This window comes from Paraglaciecola sp. G1-13 (assembly GCF_055809255.1).
The window spans coordinates 1746669-1766410 of record NZ_CM147903.1 but is presented as its reverse complement, the minus strand read 5'-3'; the positions used below and the strand labels follow the sequence as shown (position 1 = coordinate 1766410).

General features: G+C 45.0%; 16 protein-coding genes and 1 pseudogene. 9 read left to right on the top strand and 8 right to left on the bottom strand.

Features of this window, described 5'->3' with window-relative positions; genetic code table 11:
* Window positions 1–30 precede the first annotated feature (30 nt).
* The 6 genes from AC0L6N_RS07385 to AC0L6N_RS07360 form a co-directional block, all read right to left on the bottom strand.
* On the bottom strand, window positions 31–2376 hold the full coding sequence (locus tag AC0L6N_RS07385; protein WP_473480185.1) for a TonB-dependent receptor: 2346 nt from the start codon (window positions 2374–2376) through the stop codon (window positions 31–33).
* Window positions 2376–4685 (bottom strand): TonB-dependent receptor, encoded by a 2310-nt coding sequence (locus tag AC0L6N_RS07380; protein WP_473481279.1) that lies wholly within the window; start codon window positions 4683–4685, stop codon window positions 2376–2378. The genes AC0L6N_RS07385 and AC0L6N_RS07380 overlap by 1 nt, the downstream gene beginning before the upstream one ends.
* A gap of 207 nt (window positions 4686–4892) precedes the next feature.
* Window positions 4893–5669, bottom strand: coding sequence for an ABC transporter permease (locus AC0L6N_RS07375; RefSeq protein WP_473480184.1), 777 nt, complete (start codon window positions 5667–5669; stop codon window positions 4893–4895).
* Entirely contained in the window at window positions 5666–6523 is an 858-nt protein-coding gene (locus tag AC0L6N_RS07370; RefSeq protein WP_473480182.1) for an ABC transporter ATP-binding protein, read from the bottom strand. Before AC0L6N_RS07370 ends, AC0L6N_RS07375 begins: the two co-directional genes overlap by 4 nt.
* A complete protein-coding gene (locus AC0L6N_RS07365; protein ID WP_473480181.1) occupies window positions 6520–7509 on the bottom strand; it encodes a YVTN family beta-propeller repeat protein in 990 nt (329 codons plus the stop codon). Before AC0L6N_RS07365 ends, AC0L6N_RS07370 begins: the two co-directional genes overlap by 4 nt.
* A 26-nt stretch (window positions 7510–7535) precedes the next feature.
* Complete coding sequence (locus tag AC0L6N_RS07360) at window positions 7536–8753, bottom strand: ABC transporter substrate-binding protein (protein WP_473480179.1); 1218 nt, start codon at window positions 8751–8753, stop codon at window positions 7536–7538.
* Window positions 8754–9088: 335 nt separating this feature from the next.
* On the opposite strand from AC0L6N_RS07360, the gene pedF reads away from it, so the two are divergent.
* The 6 genes from pedF (at window position 9089) to AC0L6N_RS07330 (ending at window position 15551) form a co-directional block, all read left to right on the top strand.
* Window positions 9089–9529 carry a cytochrome c-550 PedF gene (gene pedF / locus AC0L6N_RS07355; protein WP_011574675.1) on the top strand — a complete coding sequence of 147 codons (441 nt, stop codon included), beginning with the start codon at window positions 9089–9091 and terminating at the stop codon, window positions 9527–9529.
* Window positions 9516–10400 carry a substrate-binding periplasmic protein gene (locus AC0L6N_RS07350; protein WP_473480178.1) on the top strand — a complete coding sequence of 295 codons (885 nt, stop codon included), beginning with the start codon at window positions 9516–9518 and terminating at the stop codon, window positions 10398–10400. The genes pedF and AC0L6N_RS07350 overlap by 14 nt, the downstream gene beginning before the upstream one ends.
* 198 nt (window positions 10401–10598) lie before the next feature.
* On the top strand, window positions 10599–12362 hold the full coding sequence (locus tag AC0L6N_RS07345) for a PQQ-dependent methanol/ethanol family dehydrogenase (protein WP_473480176.1): 1764 nt from the start codon (window positions 10599–10601) through the stop codon (window positions 12360–12362).
* 309 nt (window positions 12363–12671) lie between these two features.
* Window positions 12672–12962 (top strand): YciI-like protein, encoded by a 291-nt coding sequence (locus AC0L6N_RS07340; RefSeq protein WP_473480174.1) that lies wholly within the window; start codon window positions 12672–12674, stop codon window positions 12960–12962.
* Window positions 12963–13032: 70 nt separating this feature from the next.
* Window positions 13033–13500 carry a DUF3291 domain-containing protein gene (locus tag AC0L6N_RS07335; protein WP_473480173.1) on the top strand — a complete coding sequence of 156 codons (468 nt, stop codon included), beginning with the start codon at window positions 13033–13035 and terminating at the stop codon, window positions 13498–13500.
* A gap of 134 nt (window positions 13501–13634) precedes the next feature.
* Window positions 13635–15551: a sialate O-acetylesterase gene (locus tag AC0L6N_RS07330; RefSeq protein ID WP_473480172.1), complete on the top strand. Its 1917-nt coding sequence runs from the start codon at window positions 13635–13637 to the stop codon at window positions 15549–15551.
* Window positions 15552–15882: 331 nt separating this feature from the next.
* Here AC0L6N_RS07330 and AC0L6N_RS07325 read toward each other — a convergent pair whose 3' ends face one another.
* Window positions 15883–16797 carry a 3-keto-disaccharide hydrolase gene (locus AC0L6N_RS07325; protein WP_473480171.1) on the bottom strand — a complete coding sequence of 305 codons (915 nt, stop codon included), beginning with the start codon at window positions 16795–16797 and terminating at the stop codon, window positions 15883–15885.
* A 233-nt stretch (window positions 16798–17030) separates the two neighbouring features.
* On the opposite strand from AC0L6N_RS07325, the pseudogene AC0L6N_RS07320 reads away from it, so the two are divergent.
* Both AC0L6N_RS07320 and AC0L6N_RS07315 read left to right on the top strand, forming a co-directional pair.
* Window positions 17031–17266: pseudogene (locus AC0L6N_RS07320) on the top strand (IS110 family transposase); the annotation flags it as partial.
* A gap of 95 nt (window positions 17267–17361) precedes the next feature.
* A complete protein-coding gene (locus AC0L6N_RS07315) occupies window positions 17362–18345 on the top strand; it encodes a transposase (RefSeq protein ID WP_473480170.1) in 984 nt (327 codons plus the stop codon).
* Window positions 18346–18815: 470 nt separating this feature from the next.
* On the opposite strand, the gene AC0L6N_RS07310 is transcribed toward AC0L6N_RS07315, so the two are convergent.
* Window positions 18816–19109 carry a hypothetical protein gene (locus tag AC0L6N_RS07310; RefSeq protein ID WP_473480168.1) on the bottom strand — a complete coding sequence of 98 codons (294 nt, stop codon included), beginning with the start codon at window positions 19107–19109 and terminating at the stop codon, window positions 18816–18818.
* 79 nt (window positions 19110–19188) lie between these two features.
* Here AC0L6N_RS07310 and AC0L6N_RS07305 point away from each other — a divergent pair, with 79 nt between their 5' ends.
* Window positions 19189–19542, top strand: a complete 354-nt coding sequence (locus AC0L6N_RS07305; RefSeq protein WP_473480167.1) for a hypothetical protein — start codon at window positions 19189–19191, stop codon at window positions 19540–19542.
* Window positions 19543–19742 lie beyond the last annotated feature (200 nt).

The window sequence follows — 19742 nt, the reverse complement described above, 5'->3', positions numbered from 1 at the left end:
CTTTTTAATAGCTGACATGTAATTTAAGCATTAAAATCTTGCTTCAATGCCCAAATGAATCGCTCTGGGTTGGCCTCCAAAGTAGCGGTAAGAGCCAAACGCATAATCTGCGCGACTGGCATATCGCTCGTCTAGTACATTCTCTAGTCGCGCCAAAAGACGCACTTTATCAGACAGTGAAAATTGACCACGAAGTTGCAACAAATTGTGCCCTTGGTATTCATGCTCATTCGATGGATCTAGGTAGTAACGACCCACGTGCGCCCATTCGAGCTCCAACGATGAGTCTTTAGTGGGCTGCCAAGCGAGACGCACATTGCCCAACTGACGTGGAGCCGTATCGACGTCGTTCCCTTTCAGTACACCGCTATTGGCATGTTCTGATTCGTATTGGTGAATCGCGTAGGTGTAATTAACCGCAATAGATACGTTACTAAGTATTGGATAATCAAGCCCCACTTCCACGCCTTTGTGAGACGTTTCAGCATCAGTTACATTCAGGCCATCATCATCTCTGAAGAAGAAGTGATCTTTAGTCATATAAAAAGCCACCAGCTCAAAGTTCATATCAAGTGCTAAGCCTCTCACCCCAACCTCTTGGCTCCGAATTTCTTCTGATTCAATTTGTCCTGCTACTTGCTGGTTTTGAATTCGGTACAAGTCGGTCGTCTGCGGCGCTCTGAATCCCTGAGACCAATCAGCAAAAAGCGCGACGCTCTCGTTCATCAAATAATTAAACCCTATCTTGCTGCTGATGTTATCGAAATCATCTTTGCTGTCAGCTGGGCGTTGATACAAACATGCCACAGGCTCATTGTTACCATTAACACATGGGCTGCCGTCAGCCTGTGTGGTTCCATCAGCAAGCCTGTTTTTGTAATCGTAATGGGTACTATCAAAACGCACACTGGCAGACATTCTCAACGCGTGACTGTATTGCCAGTCGGCTTGAACATAAGGAGCCAACGTCAACACATCAACCTCATAGTCGTAATGCACACCTTGCTGGCGCGCTTTACCAAAGCTAAAGGTACTGGCCTTTTGTTGGGTTTCAGTGAGCTCGCCTGAAGTCCACTCTGCATCAGCCCCCATAACAAGGGCGAGACGCGGGTCAAATTGCCAATGATAACTACTGGTCAATCCAAAACTGGAGTGGCTATTTTCTTCTATCGCTTCAGAGGGTAAGTAATGCTGGCGAAACTCCATATCATTCGTTCGAACGTAAGGCGTAAGCACAAAATATCTGTCATCAGACAAAGTACGTTGCCACTTACTCGCAACACGCATTGATGACCATTTTCGGTAGGCGTCGTCTTCGCAGTTTTTTTCCATTGCTTGGGTGTCTTTAAACAAGCGGTCATCTGCGTAAGTAGATTCAAAGCAACCTTCCCCATTGTCGCCAGAGGCAATAAAACCCGCGGTATTTTGGTCAAGTAAGAAGCCCGCAACACTGGTCGTTATCGCGTTGAGCTCATCACGGTATTCATGACGCAGCCCCACTTTGGCTGACGTGAAATCACTGTCGTCTTGGTAGCCGCCATTGTCTATTAATTGCGTATTAATGCTTAAACCGTGTGCACCAAAATCGTTGCCCAGAGTACCTTGCACTTGATAGTGCTCGTTTGGCCCAAGTAACAAAGATACGTCCCCGCCGTCACGTACCGCTTGATTAATCACATTCACCACACCGTGAACCGCATTTGACCCATAAATAGTGCTCGCTGGGCCACGTACGATATCCACTTCTTGTGCTTGTGCTAAGTTAAGCTCTGATAAGCCGTTGTTATTTGCAAAACCTGCTGCACGTGTTGCAATGCCATCTTCTAAAATTAAAAAAGCCCCCCCTGCACCCGGTCCGGTCAGTACGGGAGAGCGCAAAGAAGGCAAAGACTCCATGCCATTATTGGCTTGTACATACACTCCACTCGCGCGATTAAGTAGATCGCTTGGATAAACCGAGCTTACCGTTTGAATATCTTGGCGATTGATGCGCGCCAAATTACCAGTCAGTGTTAATAGGTTTTCCGCTTGACGCGTGCCTGTAACAACAATGACATCAGGTATATCAGTCGTTGTAACCTGTGACTCAGACAGGTCTTCTTTGAACATATTGGCTTTGGCAGTATTTGCCTCGGTAGCTTTGGCTTCGGCGATACTCGCTGCAACCAAGCTGGTAACAGCCAGCATGGAAAGCTGAAAAACGGGGATTCTTTTTTTAACTGACTCTCGAAACATCACAGTTCTCAAAGTATTCGATAATGTATGTTTTATGCTATTGCTCACCTGGTTTTTATTCTTTCCTCCTTTAGTATGACTACTCTCGTCAATTAAGGCAGAAAGACGGCATTTTCGATGAATACCAGCATGCTTAGTCATTAAAACTGTACCTGCACATTAGCCGTTACTCGTCTTGGACTGCCTGGGCCAACAAAAAAAGCCTCATCAATTTCAGGGTATACATCCTCTAACACCTCGTCTGGCTCACCATAGGTACCAAAGGTATGGTATTGGCGGTCAAAGGCGTTATCAATCCGCGCTGAAAGCTGCACAGACTCACTTACTTGATACTTGGCATACACATTGGCAATTGCGTAAGACGATATTTTTTTGTTCTCATTTGCTTCATCCCCGCGGTAGTACGATGACGATGAGAACAACCACTCGGCGCCTACACTCAGTGCTTCGTTCAGTGCCCAATCGGTGTGCATTTTCACTTGATGCTGAGGCTGGCCAGGGATCGTGTCTCCAGCTTCCACTTGACGACCTCCTCCTAAGGGATTATTCGGACTAAATGTGACAAATTCTGATTCGAAAGTAGCGTCTAAGTAGCTGTAATTGGCACCAAAGCTAAGGTTTTCTCGCTGATGCAAGAAAGACAGTTCTGCCCCTTGGCGATTGGTTTTATCAACATTGATAAAGTAGCCCTCTGACTGCGTCACACCCGCTTGTTGAAAAATAATGTCATCCACACTTTTGGTGCGATATAAAGTGGCCGTTAGCGTATTAGCATCAGTGTGATAATCAACTGACGCCTCAATGGTTTTCGCAACGACTTTATTCAATGGCGGATCGGCCACAAAACCATTGGGTAATTTACACGGGTCATCTTCATCGGCACAACTTAGCTCTGCTGGGCTTGGCATACGTGACGACTCGCTGTAACTCAGTGATATATCCCATTTTTGGGAAACAGAATACTGAACGCCTAACGCTGGGTTGAAACGATTGAAATGGTGCTCGCCGTTTAACGAGCCCTCACCAACATCTATCCTGTCGTGCATCGATATTTTACTGTCGTTATAGCGCCCAGAGACACTGAGTAACCAGCGCTCATCAAAGCGCACTGAGTAACCTGAGTAGAGGTAGTGCTCATAAGTTTTTACCCCTAGCCTCACTTGGGACTCACTATCAAAAAAACCTGTGGGTGATACTGAACGATCATCCTCTGGTGTGCTGTTATGCAAAATACCAAACTCGGTATCACTGATAAAATCGATATCAGCTTGATCAATTCCGCCACCAATGACCCATTCATGCTCTGCATGCTGAGTTTTTTTACTATGCATAAGCTGCAAAGCTACGCCATAACTTTTGTTTTCAGTAGCGCTTTGGTTCAACGTGCCGTCTATATCGTCAGCGTCCAAATCAGAAATGTCACTGAAGCTTACCTCTGGGGCATAACCCACAAATTCGACACGCTCTACGTCGTCATCTTCTTCCTCACACAAGGTAACAACATTATTAAACTCACATTCTTCGTAGTCGCTGTCATCACCGTTAGTAGTGTCAATATTGTTGCGTCGGTAATAGCTGTTTGCTTGCATTGTAAAACCATTACCTAACGCTGACTCGCTACTAAGCGCAAACATGCGGTGATCGTTTTCAGTTTTATCCGGGTAAGTGTAAATAGCGTCGTACCCCTGGGCGACTTGTAATCCCTCGGGCACAGCGCCATTGCCGGTCAGGGCGTTGTCATTAGCCGCGGCGAATAACTCAAGATGATGAATATCCCCTTGGTAGGTTAGTGTGCCTAGCACCTGCTTCAAATCACTGCTTGAAAAGTCTCGCCAGCCGTCTTCGCTCAAACGGTTAATTGCCACATAATAGCCCCAACGGCCATTGTTTCCGCCGCTTTGCACCGTCGCTTGGCGTTGACCGAAGCTGGCTATTTGTAGGTCCAGTTCATTGCGCGCGAAGGTGAAACCATTTTTGACCCGCATGTCTAATGCACCGCCTAAGGTATTTTGCCCAAAACTAGGGTTCGAGCCCGAGTACAACGCGACGCTATCAAGGGCAGCAAAAGGAATAAGATCCCAGTTGACGGTATCGCCAAATGGTTCGTTAAATCGAATACCGTTGAGGTATAAAGAAATACCTTGTGGTAACCCAAGCAAAGGCGACGCGGTAAATCCGCGGTATTGCACGTCAGGTTGAAAAGGATTGTTCTGTACATCGTTGATATGCACACTGTTTAAGCGATTTTTCATGTGTTGCGACAGCGAGAGCGCATTGCTTTGCGCTAGTTCCTCTGTGCTAATGGTTTGTATACTGCCAATGATACTGGTGGTGTTGTGTTCACTAAAAAGAGGATTTTGGCCAAACACACTGATTGTTTCAAGACTGGCGATTTCACTTGCCATGCCCTCAAAACTTAACATTACACCGACTGCGACTGCATATCTCATCATCAATTCCATTGCGTTAGTTATCACTTCAACAAGGAAATTAACGGATAGATGCCTTTGCTACAACTTACGCCAAGAAAAGAAAGAACTAAAATAATCTATATAATTCATAACGTTAACTAAAAGTCATTCTTAAGCCTCCTTCTAAAGTAGGAGGCCATTCCTGCCAAAGTCAGCGCGCATTACTGCTTGTAAAGCAGGGAGACATTATCCACGACCTCGAAACGTCACTAGGGCAATAACGCAAGTCACCATGGCGCTGCTAAAAACCACGGTAAAAGCAAGTTCGTTGACTTGCCCGTAAAGCGCAAATCGAAATAACTCTACACAGTGCGTAAAGGGGTTAAACTGACAGACCCAAAACAACACGGCGCTTGCTTCTTGCATTTTCCATAAGGGATACAGTGCACTGGACAAGAAAAACATCGGGAAAATGACAAAGTTCATCACGCCTGCAAAGTTCTCTAGCTGAGTAATAAGATTCGCGAGCATTAATCCCAGCGCGCTGAGGAAAAACGCTATCAAGAAAATAGCAGGTACAGCATATAAATATCCGGTAAATTCAATATCGACTCCCACTAATCGGGTGATGAACAAAAATATAAGCACTTGAAAGGTCGACAAAATAGCACCGGCCACGAGTTTACTAAAAAGCAAAAAGGGCCGAGGCATTGGGCTCATAAGTAAAACTTTCATGCTGCCCATCTCTCGGTCATACACCATAGACAACGAGCTTTGCATGCAATGAAACAAGATGATCATGCCGCCAAGCCCGGGCGTAATATATTGCTGATAGGTGATGTAGGTACTGTAGGGTTCCATTATTGAGATCCCCAGCGCAGATCGAAACCCAGCCGCAAACACAACCAGCCACAGCAATGGTCGCACCAATACGCTCAATAAGCGGGTCCTTTGTTGTAAGAAGCGCAATACCTCTCGCTTAATAATGCCATTCATGCAGTATAAGTACGTTGCTGGGTTCATAGTGCCTCCATGCTGGCGGTTAACGTACGGTAAAGCTGAGGCACCTCATCGACATGATATTGGGCACATAAATCTTGGGTAACCCCTTGCGCTTTAACTTGCCCACTATTAAGCACAACCAAGCTGTCTTGTGCACTGACTTCATCCATCAGGTGCGTCGCCCACAACACACAAAGGCCTTGTTGCTGGGTTAAGGTGCGCACGTATTTGATGATCAGCGCGCGGCTCTCTATATCAAGCCCTACGGTAGGTTCATCAAGTAATAGCACCTTAGGCTGATGTAACAGGGCTCGGGCTATTTCTACCCGCCGGCGATGGCCCCCATTCAAGGCTCTGACTTTCACAGCCAGCTTATCATTGAGGGATAATCCCAACAGTATGTCACCAATATTACTCAGAGCATTCGCCGATGAAATACCGTGCAGCGATGCGTGGTACAACAAGTTTTGTTGAACGGTTAAATCTAGGTCCAAGGTGCTTTGTTGAAACACCACTCCCATTGAGCGCATGATGTCCTTGCGGGCGCTTTGCAGGCTCAAACCACATACTTTGATGTCACTATTGGCCTCATCGTCTGCAAGGCGTTTGTTGGCGCTTGGGTTAGCTCCCGGGGCAGACTTTAAACCGGTAAGCAAAGAAAATAAGGTACTTTTACCCGCACCGTTTGGTCCAAGCAGAATATTGATACCCTGTGGTAGGGTTAAATTCACGCAATCAAGCACGCGCTTTTTGCCATAGCGGTATGACAAATTTCGCACCTCGATACTGGAGTGGGTTATTTTATGACTGGGTTGGTTGTTGTTCGAAATTTTTTGCCCAACCGGGTTAAGCTTCGCGTCTGATGGCTTGTTCATTGCGCACCACGCACAACTACGCCCCATGGGTAACGCCCTACTTTGATAGAATGCGTGACCTTACGCTTTGCAATATCGATTACCGACACATCCCCGCTAACACCATTGGTGGTTAACAGCTTGCTTTGGTCTTGATTAAACGCCAGTTGCCAAACCCGTCTGCCTACCAGTAAATATTCTTCGATATTCATGCTAGGCACATCAATGACCGCCACATGATTGGCTGGGCCCAGAGCAACGAATGCTGTTTTTCCGTCACCGCTCAACTCTACTCCTACTGGCTGTACTTTGTCCCTATGCACCCCTGAAATAGCGAAAATAAATTCATGAATAACCTGACGGGTATTAACGTCAAACACGCTCAAGGTGCCACCAATTTCAGAGCTAACCCAGAGCTGCTTGCCATCTTGTGAAAACTTTGCCGATCTGGGGCGTGCGCCGACTAATGAGTTATCGATGTTTTCGTAGGTTTCTGTGTCTATCCAGTGCACCATATTGGTTGTTTCCGAGGTAACCACAACCAGTTTACCGTCGGGGCTGACAGCTAGCCCCTCGGGCTCTACACCCACATCGATTTGTGTAATCACTTGTCTCGATGCTATATCAATTACCGTGAGCAGGGCATCATCTTCGTTCGAGGTATAAATGATTTTGCCATTGGGATGCAGCGCAATGGTTTCGGGGTCTTCTCCTGACGGTAAGTCTCCTATAACGGTTTCATTAACTAAATCAATGATCTGAATACTGTCAGAATCACTGGCACACAGATAAGCAATAGTGCCATCATGGCTCAGTACCAACCCTCTGGGTCGTTGACCAACGTCAAACTCTCGCAGCACTTTGTGCTGTGCAAGATTGATGACCGAAATCGTGTTGTCCTTTTCATTGGAAACGTAAGCGAGTTCTTGGGCGTGTACCAAAGTGATTACATTGCAGCCAAGCAACATCCCCAGCATTAGCGATATATTCAAAACGTTCTTTTTCATATGTGACCTCTGGTGATATTGGCGGCTCATTCGCAGCGCATTTCGCGTGCATCAAAACCCAAGGTATCAAGTTCGTTTGTGGGATGTAGCATGCCCGCTTGGGGCGATTCAGACACAAAAGCGTTGGGTTGCACCAACGCCAAAGGCATTCTTAACTGACCATTCCATGAACGAAAGCTGAGCTTACGCCCTTTATATGCAGCCAATTCAAAGTCATCAGAATGAATATAATCAATCAACTCTGCCGGTTTACCTGAACCTGTTTGCTGGGCCGCTTGAGCGACACTTCGCACTGCCAAATAAGCACTGAAATCTAATTCATTCATGTCTCTTGCCGCCATTTTGCGAAAACGACTTTGCAATTGCGCCGCCCCCCACTGCTCTATGACTCGATGCCATGCCAGTGCTTCTAGCCCTGCTGAACCGATAACTGGCCTTGGCAAATATGTGTTGTAAGGAATGAATTCGGCGAAGTCCTTGTGAGCATCAGCGACAAATACCACATCATAGGGGCGCGAGGTTTGAGTAAATAACGGAATTTCTTGCTGAGTACTGCGGCGCAAGTCAGTGTTAAAGTCCCACACTTTTTGTTCGATAATGTTTAATCCAAAACGTTTCGCTGCAAGAGAAAACGCATATGCTATATGCTCATCGGCCACTCCCTTGCCTTTGATCAACAATATTTTAGATAACCGTTTTGCCACAAGCCATTGTGCCAAAGCGTCTGACTTCATTCGGTAACTTGGGACTGTGTGTAACACAGATGACAAACACAAGGTGTGGCGCATATCATCCGCCGGCTCACTGACATTAAACACCAGCACAGGTTTGTTTTTTGCCCATTTGTCTATGGTTTCAAACACACCGCTGTCCGCACTGACAAGAAATACAAACACACCCTTTTTAAACTGCTGATCAATACGCTTAAGCACTTCTTGAGGAGCGTGCAACTCAAACTGAGATAATGTGAAAGATTGATTAATGAATTTACCTGTTGAGTTAGCATCAGCCACCGCTAACTGCGCGCCAGGCAAGCCACTGTTTTCAGGTAACACATTGATATTGCTGAACGTTGCCACGGGCGCGTTCAATAGCTTCAAATAACTCACCTCATAGTTAAGGGGGGCATTTTTAGCGACCGAATGGCCATTCCATAGCAAAATGCAAACCGTAGACAAAACCCAAGTGAGACGGTTAATAACGCTTATTTTCTGCTTCATTAAACGGCTTGTTTGCGTGTTCATAGTCCGCTCTTCTCCTTACGCTAAATTTCACACTACTTTGCATACTATCTTGCATACTATCTTGCACATTACTTTGCACACTACAGTTCATGCTAAAACGACTTTTAACATCAGCATATAGAAGAACACCCCTGTTGGAAATTCTAGGCCACATCCGCTAACCATTTGAATTTAAAGAGTTAAGTGCATTTTCACTGAGAAACTTTGTTAAAAATCATCCTAAAGGATGAGATTTAATCTAGCTAAAGTGCAATGTGTGAATGCCCCGTAGATGGGTAAGCTGACCCTCGTTGATTAAATGACTAACCAGTTACATACAAAGAGGATAAACGGTGATGATTAGACATACATTAAGCCGCAGCATTTTTATAGCAGCCATAACGACTTGTTCTTTTGGTTTGGCTGCACATGGCTCTGTGACGCCGCAGAGTGTTGATACCTCAACCATACCCGAGTTAGGCGAAGAATGGTCTGACACAAATCCGTACCGTGACGTAGAAGGTCACGACCGGGACGAAATTTTGCGAGTTGGCTCATCAGCTTACAATCAGAACTGTGCGCGATGTCATGGCTTAGGCGGTGTCTCTGGAGGTATAGCACCGGATTTACGCATGCTAGCCCCTGACTACGATGGCGACGAATGGTACGTATATCGCGTGCAAAATGGGGCTGTCCGAAACGGTGCTGTTTACATGCCTAAGATGACCGAACACCTCAATCAAGAAGCATTGTGGGCCATTCGCAGCTGGTTAGAGTCTGTCAGTGACACCCAGTAAAACCTTACATCGGGTTATATGGGCGGCTTACGCGCTGTTTATCTGCCAAACAAGTCTGGCCCGCCCTTTCGATGACATCATACAAACCGACTTTATCACGGTAGCGGTTTATCGCGATTTCGTGCCTTTTTCGTTTCAACAAAACGGCCAAGATCTGGGCATTGATGTGGAAATAGCCAAGCATATTGCCCAGCAACTAGGCGTAAAGCTCAAGTTAAAATGGGCCACTGCGGATGAGTCCGTAGAAGATGACCTACGTAATAATATCTGGAAGGGGCATTTCCTCGATCGCACCGTGGCAGACCTAATGCTGCGGGTCCCCTACGATAAAAAATACAGCTTGAAACGCGATGACATAGGTGAATTGGTGAACGGCCAAGTGCATATGTTTGCGCCTTACCACGTGGAATCTTGGCAGATAGTGTTTGACCAATCAGCGATTGAGTCTGTGCCAACAATTGCGGTTTTCCAATACCACGATATAGGCGTTGAAAACGATTCTATCCCTCAGTTTTATTTGATGTCAGCCTTTGCTGGCCGCATGCGCGACAGAAGCAAGCAATTTGTCACCATCCCTTTGGCGATACAAGCAATGCAAGCAAAAGAAGTGGATGCTGTGATGGGCATGCGCAGTCAAATCAGTTACTACCAAAGCCATTTAAACAACCAGCGCTATCCTTTGGCACAAAACGGTTTCCCGAATATTGGCAAACAAAAGTGGGACATCGGCATGGCCGTCAAGGCGGATTATCGCCAGTTGGGTTATGCCATAGGCGATATTGTTGAGCAAATGACGAAAGACGGCACCATGAGAAAGATATTTGAGGATTACCAGATTACATATGAAATCCCTGAATATTATTCTCCCTGAACGTACGCCTTAAGCTCTCCTACTAAGTGATGAATAAATATCCTACGCCTGAGTCATAGAGCCAATTAAACGCACAGAATACTATGCATCTACCCTAATTAAGGGGTCCGTTTTAACAATATGAAATAGACAGCAATGACCTTCATTAGGCCCTGAATTCAAACACGCAAAAAACTAAAATTTCATGAGGAAATAACGATGAACAATAAAGGTATGAAAGCAGTATTGTCATTATCAGTGCTCATATCCATTGCACTGTCCCCTGCGGTATCCGCAAACGTTACAGACAAAGATATTTTAAATGACCAAGCGACCACAGATGATGTGGTGTCGTATGGCATGGGCCTTAAAGGTCAACGCTACAGCCCCCTGTCAAAAATTAACGGCGACACGGTGCAAGAGATACGTCCCGTTTGGGCATTTTCATTAGGTGGCGAAAAGCAGCGAGGGCAAGAGTCACAACCTTTAATTAAAGATGGCGTTATGTACGTCACAGGTTCGTATTCTCGGGTTTATGCCATTGACGCCAACACGGGTGACGAACTTTGGCAATACGATGCCCGTTTGCCTGACGGTATTATGCCCTGTTGCGATGTGATCAATCGCGGTGTAGCCCTGTATGGTGAACTCGTTATTTTCGGTACGTTAGACGCCAAATTAGTCGCTTTGAATAAAGACACAGGTAAAGTGGTTTGGAAGAAAAAAGTCGAAGATTATAAAGCCGGTTACTCTATCACCGCAGCCCCTATTATCGTTAAAGGCAAGATCATTACTGGTGTAGCCGGCGGTGAATTTGGCGTAGTCGGTAAAGTGCGTGCTTACGATGCAGTCAATGGCCAACTCGTGTGGGAGCGCCCTACGGTTGAAGGCCATATGGGTTACATATGGAGAGATGGAAAGAAAACCGAGAACGGCATATCGGGTGGTAAGCCCGGCCAAACGTGGCCTGGCGATTTATGGAAATCCGGTGGCGCTGCGCCTTGGTTAGGCGGCACTTATGATCCTGATGTAGATTTACTCTTCTTCGGCACCGGTAACCCTGCCCCGTGGAACTCTCACCTTCGCCCAGGCGACAATTTATTTTCTTCGTCTCGTTTAGCCATTGACCCAGACACAGGTAAAATAGTGTGGCACTTTCAATCGACTCCGCACGATGGCTGGGATTTTGATGGCGTAAATGAACTGATTTCTTTTGATTACAAAGAAAATGGCAAAACCATCAAAGCGGCAGGCTCTGCGGATAGAAACGGCTTCTTCTATGTATTGAATCGTGAGAACGGTGACTACATTCGAGGCTTCCCGTTTGCTGATAAAATCACATGGGCTTCCGGATTAGACAAAAATGGGCGCCCTATCTTCGTGGATAGCAACCGCCCTGGCGATCCATCGGAGTCAAAAGACGGCACGCAAGGCACATCCGTGGTGTCTGCACCTGCTTTCTTAGGTGCCAAAAACTGGATGCCTATGGCCTACAGCAAGGACACCGAATTGTTTTATGTGCCATCCAACGAGTGGGAAATGGACATATGGAATGAACCGACCGCCTATAAAAAGGGCGCTGCTTACCTAGGTGCTGGTTTTACTATTAAACCCATCAACGAGGGATATATAGGCGTATTAAAAGCAATCGACCCTAAAACAGGCAAAGAAGTGTGGCGCTACCAAAACTACGCGCCATTATGGGGAGGCGTTTTAGCCACCGCAGGTAACTTAGTGTTTATGGGTAACCCTGAAGGTTATTTACTCGCGTTTGATGCTAAAACGGGAGAAATAAAATACAAGTTCAATACCGGCTCAGGCATAGTTGGCTCACCCGTTACGTGGGAAATGGACGGAGAACAGTACATTTCAGTGTTATCAGGCTGGGGGGGCGCCGTTCCACTTTGGGGTGGTGATGTAGCACAGCGCGTTAAACACTTTAACCAAGGTGGCAGCGTCTGGACTTTTAAACTTCCTAAATAGTCCACGACCGATCTGCTCGTTATTCCTATGCTGTTAAAGATAGCGCTAACGAAAGTGTTAAAGAAATCAAGACCAGCCTAGCTGGTCTTTTTTTGGCAACTCGATAGCATCATACGACGCTTTAATGCCAGTAAACAGCAGCTACGTTTTATCTGCACATTTTACTATTAACCTTATTTATATAATGACTGACACCTGCTTGCACACTCTGCTTTATTTCCTTGCTACTATTTCTCATATTTATGCTGTGTACGTTGAAATCTACTTTAAGATGTACACTGCGAATTTATAAAAAGGATAGGGAACGAGATGTATTATCTGCTGACGTACGATGTTGAGCCTGACTATCTAAAAAGGCGTGAAGCGTACCGAGATGAGCACTTAAAGCTGGCTCAAGCAGCCTGCGAACGGGGTGAGCTGCGTTTAGGCGGCGCACTCACCGAACCTACGTTAGGCGCGGCTTTGGTATTCGAAGGTGCCTCACCTAACGTCGCCGAAGAGTTTGCAAAAAATGATCCCTATGTGCGCCATGGACTAGTTAAAAACTGGCATGTGAATGAATGGGCGATTGTCATAGGTGCAGGCATTGAGCCTATCTAACCCAAGAATTTAAAACTCAAAACCTGATGTTACTGACAAACTTGACGTCGATTACTCACTAGGAGCCCTGATGCCGTTAGCCCAATTAAATATTGCCTCCACTTTATACCCAATAGACGCACCTGAAATGGCTGATTTTGTGAATAATTTAGCGCCTATTAATGCCATAGCAGAGGCAAGCGCAGGTTTTATTTGGCGCTTACAAGATGACAGCGGAGATGCCACGCACATCCATGCTTTTGATGATCCGAACATGATTGTGAATATGTCAGTGTGGGAATCAATTGATGCCTTAAAGGCTTTTATGTTTAAGACACATCACAGAGATTTTATGCGCCGTAAAAAAGAATGGTTTCAACACAGTGACGTAGACACCTATGTGTTGTGGTGGATCCCACAAGGACATACGCCCAGCCTTGATGAAGCTATCAGCAAGCTTACTCTTTTGCGCGATAACAGTGAATCGCCCAGTGCATTCACATTCAAACGTCAATTCAGTGAAGATGAATTTCTCTCACTTAATCAACATGCCATGTAAGTATCGGTTTAACGCTAGTCGCTTTATTATTAGAAGCAAATATCATAAATGAACGGCGCCTATTTCGCCGTAAAACAGCAATATCACACCAAGAAGTTTAACAGTGAGTCTATTTACGTCATAACGGAGCGGCAATGAGACACCTTATTCTTTTAGGACTTCTTTTTTATCTAGGCATGAATAGCAAGGTCAATGCATTGACAATATCGCCGTTATTCTCAGACCATATGGTATTGCAGCGAGAAAAACCTGTTCGAATTTGGGGTGAAGCACCTGCAGCCCAAAAAATCACAGTTAGTTTATTGGGGCAACACTACCTTACCCAATCGGATTACAATGGTGATTGGGAAATCGTGTTGCCAGCGCACGATAAAGCCGGGCCTTTTACGCTAACAGTTGAGGCGGATGAATCAAAAACCCTACATGATGTGTATTACGGCGAACTATGGATAGCCAGCGGACAATCCAACATGGAGTGGAAGTTAAAAGGAGATGTTGTTGGCAATCAACAAGAAATCATTACGGCCAACCGGCCTCTCATTCGCTTTTTCGATATACCCGATACAGTTGCTGCCACTAAACAGCGTCACTTACCTGATAGCCATTGGCAGGTCGCTTCGCCCCACACCGTTGGTTATTTTTCTGCGGTTGCCTGGTTTTTTGCTCGAAAACTACAACAGCAAGAAGATGTTGCTGTGGGCATTATTGAGAGCAATTGGGGCGGCACACCGGCTGAATCTTGGATTGATTTGAACGTTGTCGCTGCCACGCCAGGGTATGCGGAAAAGAGTGCAAAGGTTAAAGCACAGCACAACTGGCCCAAAATACTTGCTGATAACAAAGCGAAGAACGTAAAAAAATGGCAACGGATAAACGATCTCGAAGGGGCAAAGCGACAAGAAGCTAACGGATTAAATTATGACGATAGCCATTGGCAAAACATAGAATTGCCCAACAAAACGCCATTGCATCATTTCGTTTGGCTACGCAAAGAGTTCACGTTGACTAATCTACCCGACTCTCCCATCACGTTAAGTTTCGGCGATATCGTGCAGAACGCTTTTATCTTTATTAACGGCCAACACTTAGCGAGCGAAGACTGGAAGACCCATGAATCAGTTCACGCTATACCCACAGCATTGTTGCGACAAGGCACAAACATTATCACGCTGCGTGTCAATAGCGACTGGGATAATCGAGTGATTGTCGGTAAAAAAGGGCAAATATTTTTAGACATAGACGGCTCTAAAATCGACCTCTCTTCACATTGGCGGTTCAATAACAACATCGAAGCCCCGATGCCTAAAGTGACAAATTACAGCTTTACCCCAGGCTTTTTGTACAATGCGATGATCTACCCATTACTGCCTTTTACCACCCAAGGCGTGATTTGGTATCAAGGTGAAAGCAACATCAACAAGCACGAGTATTACCACACCCTTTTTAGCAACTTAATTGGTAACTGGCGTGAGCGAGCTCAAGCTCCTGAATTGCCATTCTTTTTCGTACAAATATCCGCCTATCTTCCACCAAGTGAATTGCAACCCGATAGCAAATGGGCTTACCTGCGAGATGCCCAGCGACAAACCCTATCAGTACCGAATACCGCAATGGCGGTGTCAATAGACGTTGGCAGTGCTGACGATTTACATCCCAAGCAAAAACGCCAAGTAGGAGAACGTTTATGGCGCCAAGCCGCATTTAAGATATACGGGCATAGCCTGGTGACAAATGGCCCTGACTTTGTGCGCTCAATTGCTAATCAAGGCGCAATTAAGCTTGAATTTAACAACGCCGAGGGGCTCAGAACGACTGACAATACCCCATTAAAAGGCTTTATTATTGCCGGCGCTAACAAAGTATTTCGTAAGGCGCTGGCGCACATTGAAGGCGCAACAGTCATCGTTTCTCACCCAGAGATTAACAAGCCCGTTGCAGTCCGTTACGCCTGGGCCAATAACCCTATTGCCAACCTTACAAATAATGAAAACTTACCTGCGGTGCCCTTTAGAACAGACGACTGGCTTGAAGGTGATGTCAGCGCAAAATAGCACTGCGTTTTGTTAAATATTTAGCGTTCAAGATTAATGTTGAGACTTAGCATTAGGATGATGATTAAGGCAAGAGGCACAGCGCTTGACACTGATGGCGCTGAGTTAAGACTGGATGCGCGCTTTTGAGCTAAACGCTGACACTGCATAACCGACAACTAGAGCATTCAATCGAAATAGCACAAAGCGATAAGCGCCAAATCGCTGAAACTTAGTTAACTTTAAGCTCAGCGACGATAAATAATGCTGCTTAGCTATCAACGTAGCGGTATTTATTGATAAGCTAAATTTGCGATTTTAACCGCAGCCGACCTTGCTTTGATGCAATAGCTTAAGGGTTTTGCTTTATGCGAATATCTCGATAAAAGACTTCTGCTCCCTCTGATTGAAATTCAATTCTTCCTTTTGTGAGCGGCACGTGTTCCCCATCAATCACTTGCCTTGACTGATAACCACGAAACACCTCGTGGCCGTTAATTTTATGAATGACCATAGTGTCATCTGCAATAACTTCCATGGAGTCCCACTGGCCGATCGGATTCTCAAACTCGCCTAACTTCAATACACGGTTAGCGATGTCTTTACACAGTGGCATATCCGGATCGTAGCGGTAGAAATGCCAGTCACCGTCGTTTGCATCGCCGCAATGAGCATCAATCAAAACACCATCAAGGCTATGATAATCGCCGCTATCGCCTACTTGAATTTGCATTTCGTGGCTACGCATCCAATGATTCATCGATGCGCCAGCTTCTCCTACCGCAAAATACAATACACCACTGTCACGGGGTAAGTTTTCTCTGGGGGGCCATTTCTTATCGCCCCATTTCACGTCAAATTTAAGATGAAAATTCTCGTATTCCTTGATAGTGCTGATACCGCCCCACTCTTCTCCTGAAATACGTAGCATCCCACCTTGCACGCTGAACACATTTTTAGGGTCATTGTTGATACCGCGAACAGGCAAGTTGTCAGGATCTTGATAATTGCTGTCTTCAGGTTGGTAACTCACAAAGGTCTGCCAGCCTTGCAAGTCTTTACCGTTAAAAAGCGACACCCACTCACGTTCATCCTCGTCTACTGGAGTGGCTTTTACGTCCAAAGTACGGTTATTCACCGCGTTATTCATCTCCCCTTTAGCTTCACTGGTAGAGTTTGATGATTCAGGTGTTTGTTCACGGTTACAACCTGATAAAGCTAAACACACGGCTATTGAAAAATGTAAGAGGGTTTTATTGTTCGCCATTTTAGTTTCAATTTTTATTATGATTTATTCATCCCTCCAGTGTAAGGAATTAGACGCCAAATTCGATAATTAAAACAGGTTACCGGTTTGTGTTATTCCACAACATAGTGGCTGACAACCTCACCGAAAAACAAGCCAGACAGTGTACCCCGCGTTTTCACCTTTTTTGCGGCATTCCCCCCTCTGAGCAAGAGACTTTTTATAAGATTCTAAAGATGGGTATCTATGTAATTCATCAAGCGAAGAATTGCATCTTACAGAGCATGAAAGGAATAGGAAAAATAGCCTCCGCTTCCATCATCAGTAACCTGCCAGAGTTAGGTTACATGACCAAGAACAAGCCTCTGCGTTAGTCGGTGTGGCTCCCATGAATCGAGAAAGTGGGCGCTATAAAGGGTTGCGGAAAATCCAAGGTGGCAGACATCAAGTCAGAACCGTTTTGTACATGGCGATGATGTCAGCGATACAAAGGAAACGAAAGAAAGACACCCATTATAAAAATGGTCAATTTTCAGGGCTGAACTAGACTTGAAGTGTGTCTCATTTTTGTCAGGTAGATGGATTATGCCTCAACCTCGAAAAAGCCAAATCAGTTTAATCGATACTCCTTATTACCATTGCGTTTCCCGGTGTGTACGCCAGTCATTCTTGTGCGGAGTCGATACGCATTCTGGTCAGAGTTACGAGCATCGCCGAGGCTGGGTTGAAGAGCGTTTGTTGTTTTTATCTACGGTATTTTCCATCGACATTTGTGCCTATGCGGTCATGAATAATCACACGCATGTGGTGCTATGTGTGGATAAAACAATGGCTGATAATTGGGATAGCCATGAAGTGTTGAGGCGTTACCACAAGCTGCACAGAGGCACTTTGCTTACTCAGAAGTTTATGAACGGCGATACGTTGAGCCAAGGTGAGCTAATCACTTTTGATGAGACAGTTGAAACCTACCGAAAACGCTTGTACGACATAAGTTGGTTTATGCGTGATTTGAATGAGTATATTGCTCGTGAAGCCAATAAAGAGGACGGCTGCACTGGCCATTTCTGGGAGGGGCGTTTTAAATCTCAGGCCTTATTAGATGAAAGTGCCGTACTGGCGTGCATGGCCTATGTAGATTTAAACCCCATCCGAGCCAAAATGGCAAACACACCTGAAACGTCAAAGCACACCAGTATCAAAAAGCGAATTCACGCCATTAAAAACCAACAACCACAACCGACCGTGTTAATGCCCTTTATAGGAAACCCTTGTGAAGAAATGCCCAAAGGTATCGCTTACTCACTCAAAGACTATTGTGAATTGGTAGACACGACAGGCCGATTCATTCGAGATGATAAGGCCGGTCATATCGATAATATCCACAGTCCTATTCTTCAAAGATTGGGATTAGACTCTGCTCAGTGGTTAACATTAACAACTGAATTCGAAAAACACTTCTGCTACGCAGCAGGTGCGGAGCAAATGATGAATGCATTCAAGCGCCACACTCATCATCAACGGCTGCGGGGAATGACCAAAGCGAAAGCGTTGTTAAACCGCGCATAAAACACTGCAACTGACACATCTAAAGCATCTCTTGTAGCGTTGACGCCTGGCTAAAAATTGACCTTGCGCGCCGTTCCCATCCTCAGCGCTCATTATTCTAAGAAAATTCTCAATCACTAAACTAAAACGTACTTTAATCCTTGTTGAGGGGTATCCCCCCTTCTTAGCAGGTGTGCTTTTTCATACGACTCTAAAGATGGGTGTCTATGTAATTGGTTTTTCATACGACTCTAAAGATGGGTGTCTATGTAATTGGTTCTAAAGATGGGTGTCTATGTAATTGGTTTCGGTGTCTATGTAATTGGTTTCAGATGAAAAGTACTTTAACGCTTTTTAGCGGCATTTCCCCCTCTGAGCAGGTGTGCTTTTTAATACGATTCTAAAGATGGGTGTCTATGTAATTTCTCCGATTCTAAAGATGGGTGTCTATGTAATTTCCGATTCTAAAGATGGGTGTCTATGTAATTTCTCTATGTAATTTCTCCTAAATTCAAAAAATCAGTACTATGAGCAAATTCATTTCTTACCGTACGCAATCCATTATAAAGTTCTTTACTTTGTTCGCTGATAATTCCTAAGTAGAACGCCATTTCGATCTTAGACGAAAAGTTACTTACGCCGCATTTTTTTAAATTACAATTTTCAACAAGCCGTAGCTTAATAAGTTTAACTAATTCAACTTCTATCATTGCACTAACTATAAGTACAGCACCTCTATCACTTTCCTCTGATAGATTAATATTAAATTCATTTGAATGGCTCATCAGGTTCCTGCAGGCTAACGCCCCAATAAGCCGACGAAAAGAGCGCAGCGAGTTGAGGTCGGATTAATTGGATTGTTATATGCGTTCCTCTCAGATACCATTTTTTTTATCAATGTTTGAAGCAATTGGCCAACCAAAAGCAATAAAAAAAACAAACCAACAAGCTACGAGCCATGTGTGTGTTGTTGGAAAAATATTTGCTATTAGACCAACAATCGCACCTGAAAGAAGAATAACAATTACAAAACGATTTGCCGAAGGAATAGACCTTCTCAAATTTTTAAATAAAGGATCTGCAAATATCAGCACGATAGCTACGACATATAGTGGAACAGCCCATGTAAATAAGCCTTTGAATAGTGCAGCTACTGGAAAAGCTAGTACAGCGGAACAGTACATCCATGATTTGCTGTTTAGATCCCTCATTACTTAACCTACCTCGAGCATATAACAATATTAATAGCCGGAAAGGTTCCGTGATTGCATCCGCGTATTAAACACGGAACCTTTCCGGCTTTCTACATAATTCATTTCTACCACAGCCACTAACTCATTGTACAGGTTAAATTTTTTCCAGATTTATGTTTTTTTACCTGTGGAAACACGGAAAAATTCTTAAATCTTGCTGTTATA

Excerpts from the sequence above, each read along its gene's own strand:
- AC0L6N_RS07385 (WP_473480185.1), bottom strand. The coding sequence starts at position 2,376 with ATGACTAAGCATGCTGGTATTCATCGAAAATGCCGTCTTTCTGCCTTA.
- AC0L6N_RS07380 (WP_473481279.1), bottom strand. The coding sequence starts at position 4,685 with ATGAGATATGCAGTCGCAGTCGGTGTAATGTTAAGTTTTGAGGGCATG.
- AC0L6N_RS07375 (WP_473480184.1), bottom strand. The coding sequence starts at position 5,669 with ATGAACCCAGCAACGTACTTATACTGCATGAATGGCATTATTAAGCGA.
- AC0L6N_RS07370 (WP_473480182.1), bottom strand. The coding sequence starts at position 6,523 with ATGAACAAGCCATCAGACGCGAAGCTTAACCCGGTTGGGCAAAAAATT.
- AC0L6N_RS07365 (WP_473480181.1), bottom strand. The coding sequence starts at position 7,509 with ATGAAAAAGAACGTTTTGAATATATCGCTAATGCTGGGGATGTTGCTT.
- AC0L6N_RS07360 (WP_473480179.1), bottom strand. The coding sequence starts at position 8,753 with ATGAACACGCAAACAAGCCGTTTAATGAAGCAGAAAATAAGCGTTATT.
- pedF (WP_011574675.1), top strand. The coding sequence starts at position 9,089 with ATGATTAGACATACATTAAGCCGCAGCATTTTTATAGCAGCCATAACG.
- AC0L6N_RS07345 (WP_473480176.1), top strand. The coding sequence starts at position 10,599 with ATGAACAATAAAGGTATGAAAGCAGTATTGTCATTATCAGTGCTCATA.
- AC0L6N_RS07340 (WP_473480174.1), top strand. The coding sequence starts at position 12,672 with ATGTATTATCTGCTGACGTACGATGTTGAGCCTGACTATCTAAAAAGG.
- AC0L6N_RS07335 (WP_473480173.1), top strand. The coding sequence starts at position 13,033 with ATGCCGTTAGCCCAATTAAATATTGCCTCCACTTTATACCCAATAGAC.
- AC0L6N_RS07330 (WP_473480172.1), top strand. The coding sequence starts at position 13,635 with ATGAGACACCTTATTCTTTTAGGACTTCTTTTTTATCTAGGCATGAAT.
- AC0L6N_RS07325 (WP_473480171.1), bottom strand. The coding sequence starts at position 16,797 with ATGGCGAACAATAAAACCCTCTTACATTTTTCAATAGCCGTGTGTTTA.
- AC0L6N_RS07315 (WP_473480170.1), top strand. The coding sequence starts at position 17,362 with ATGCCTCAACCTCGAAAAAGCCAAATCAGTTTAATCGATACTCCTTAT.
- AC0L6N_RS07310 (WP_473480168.1), bottom strand. The coding sequence starts at position 19,109 with ATGAGCCATTCAAATGAATTTAATATTAATCTATCAGAGGAAAGTGAT.
- AC0L6N_RS07305 (WP_473480167.1), top strand. The coding sequence starts at position 19,189 with ATGCGTTCCTCTCAGATACCATTTTTTTTATCAATGTTTGAAGCAATT.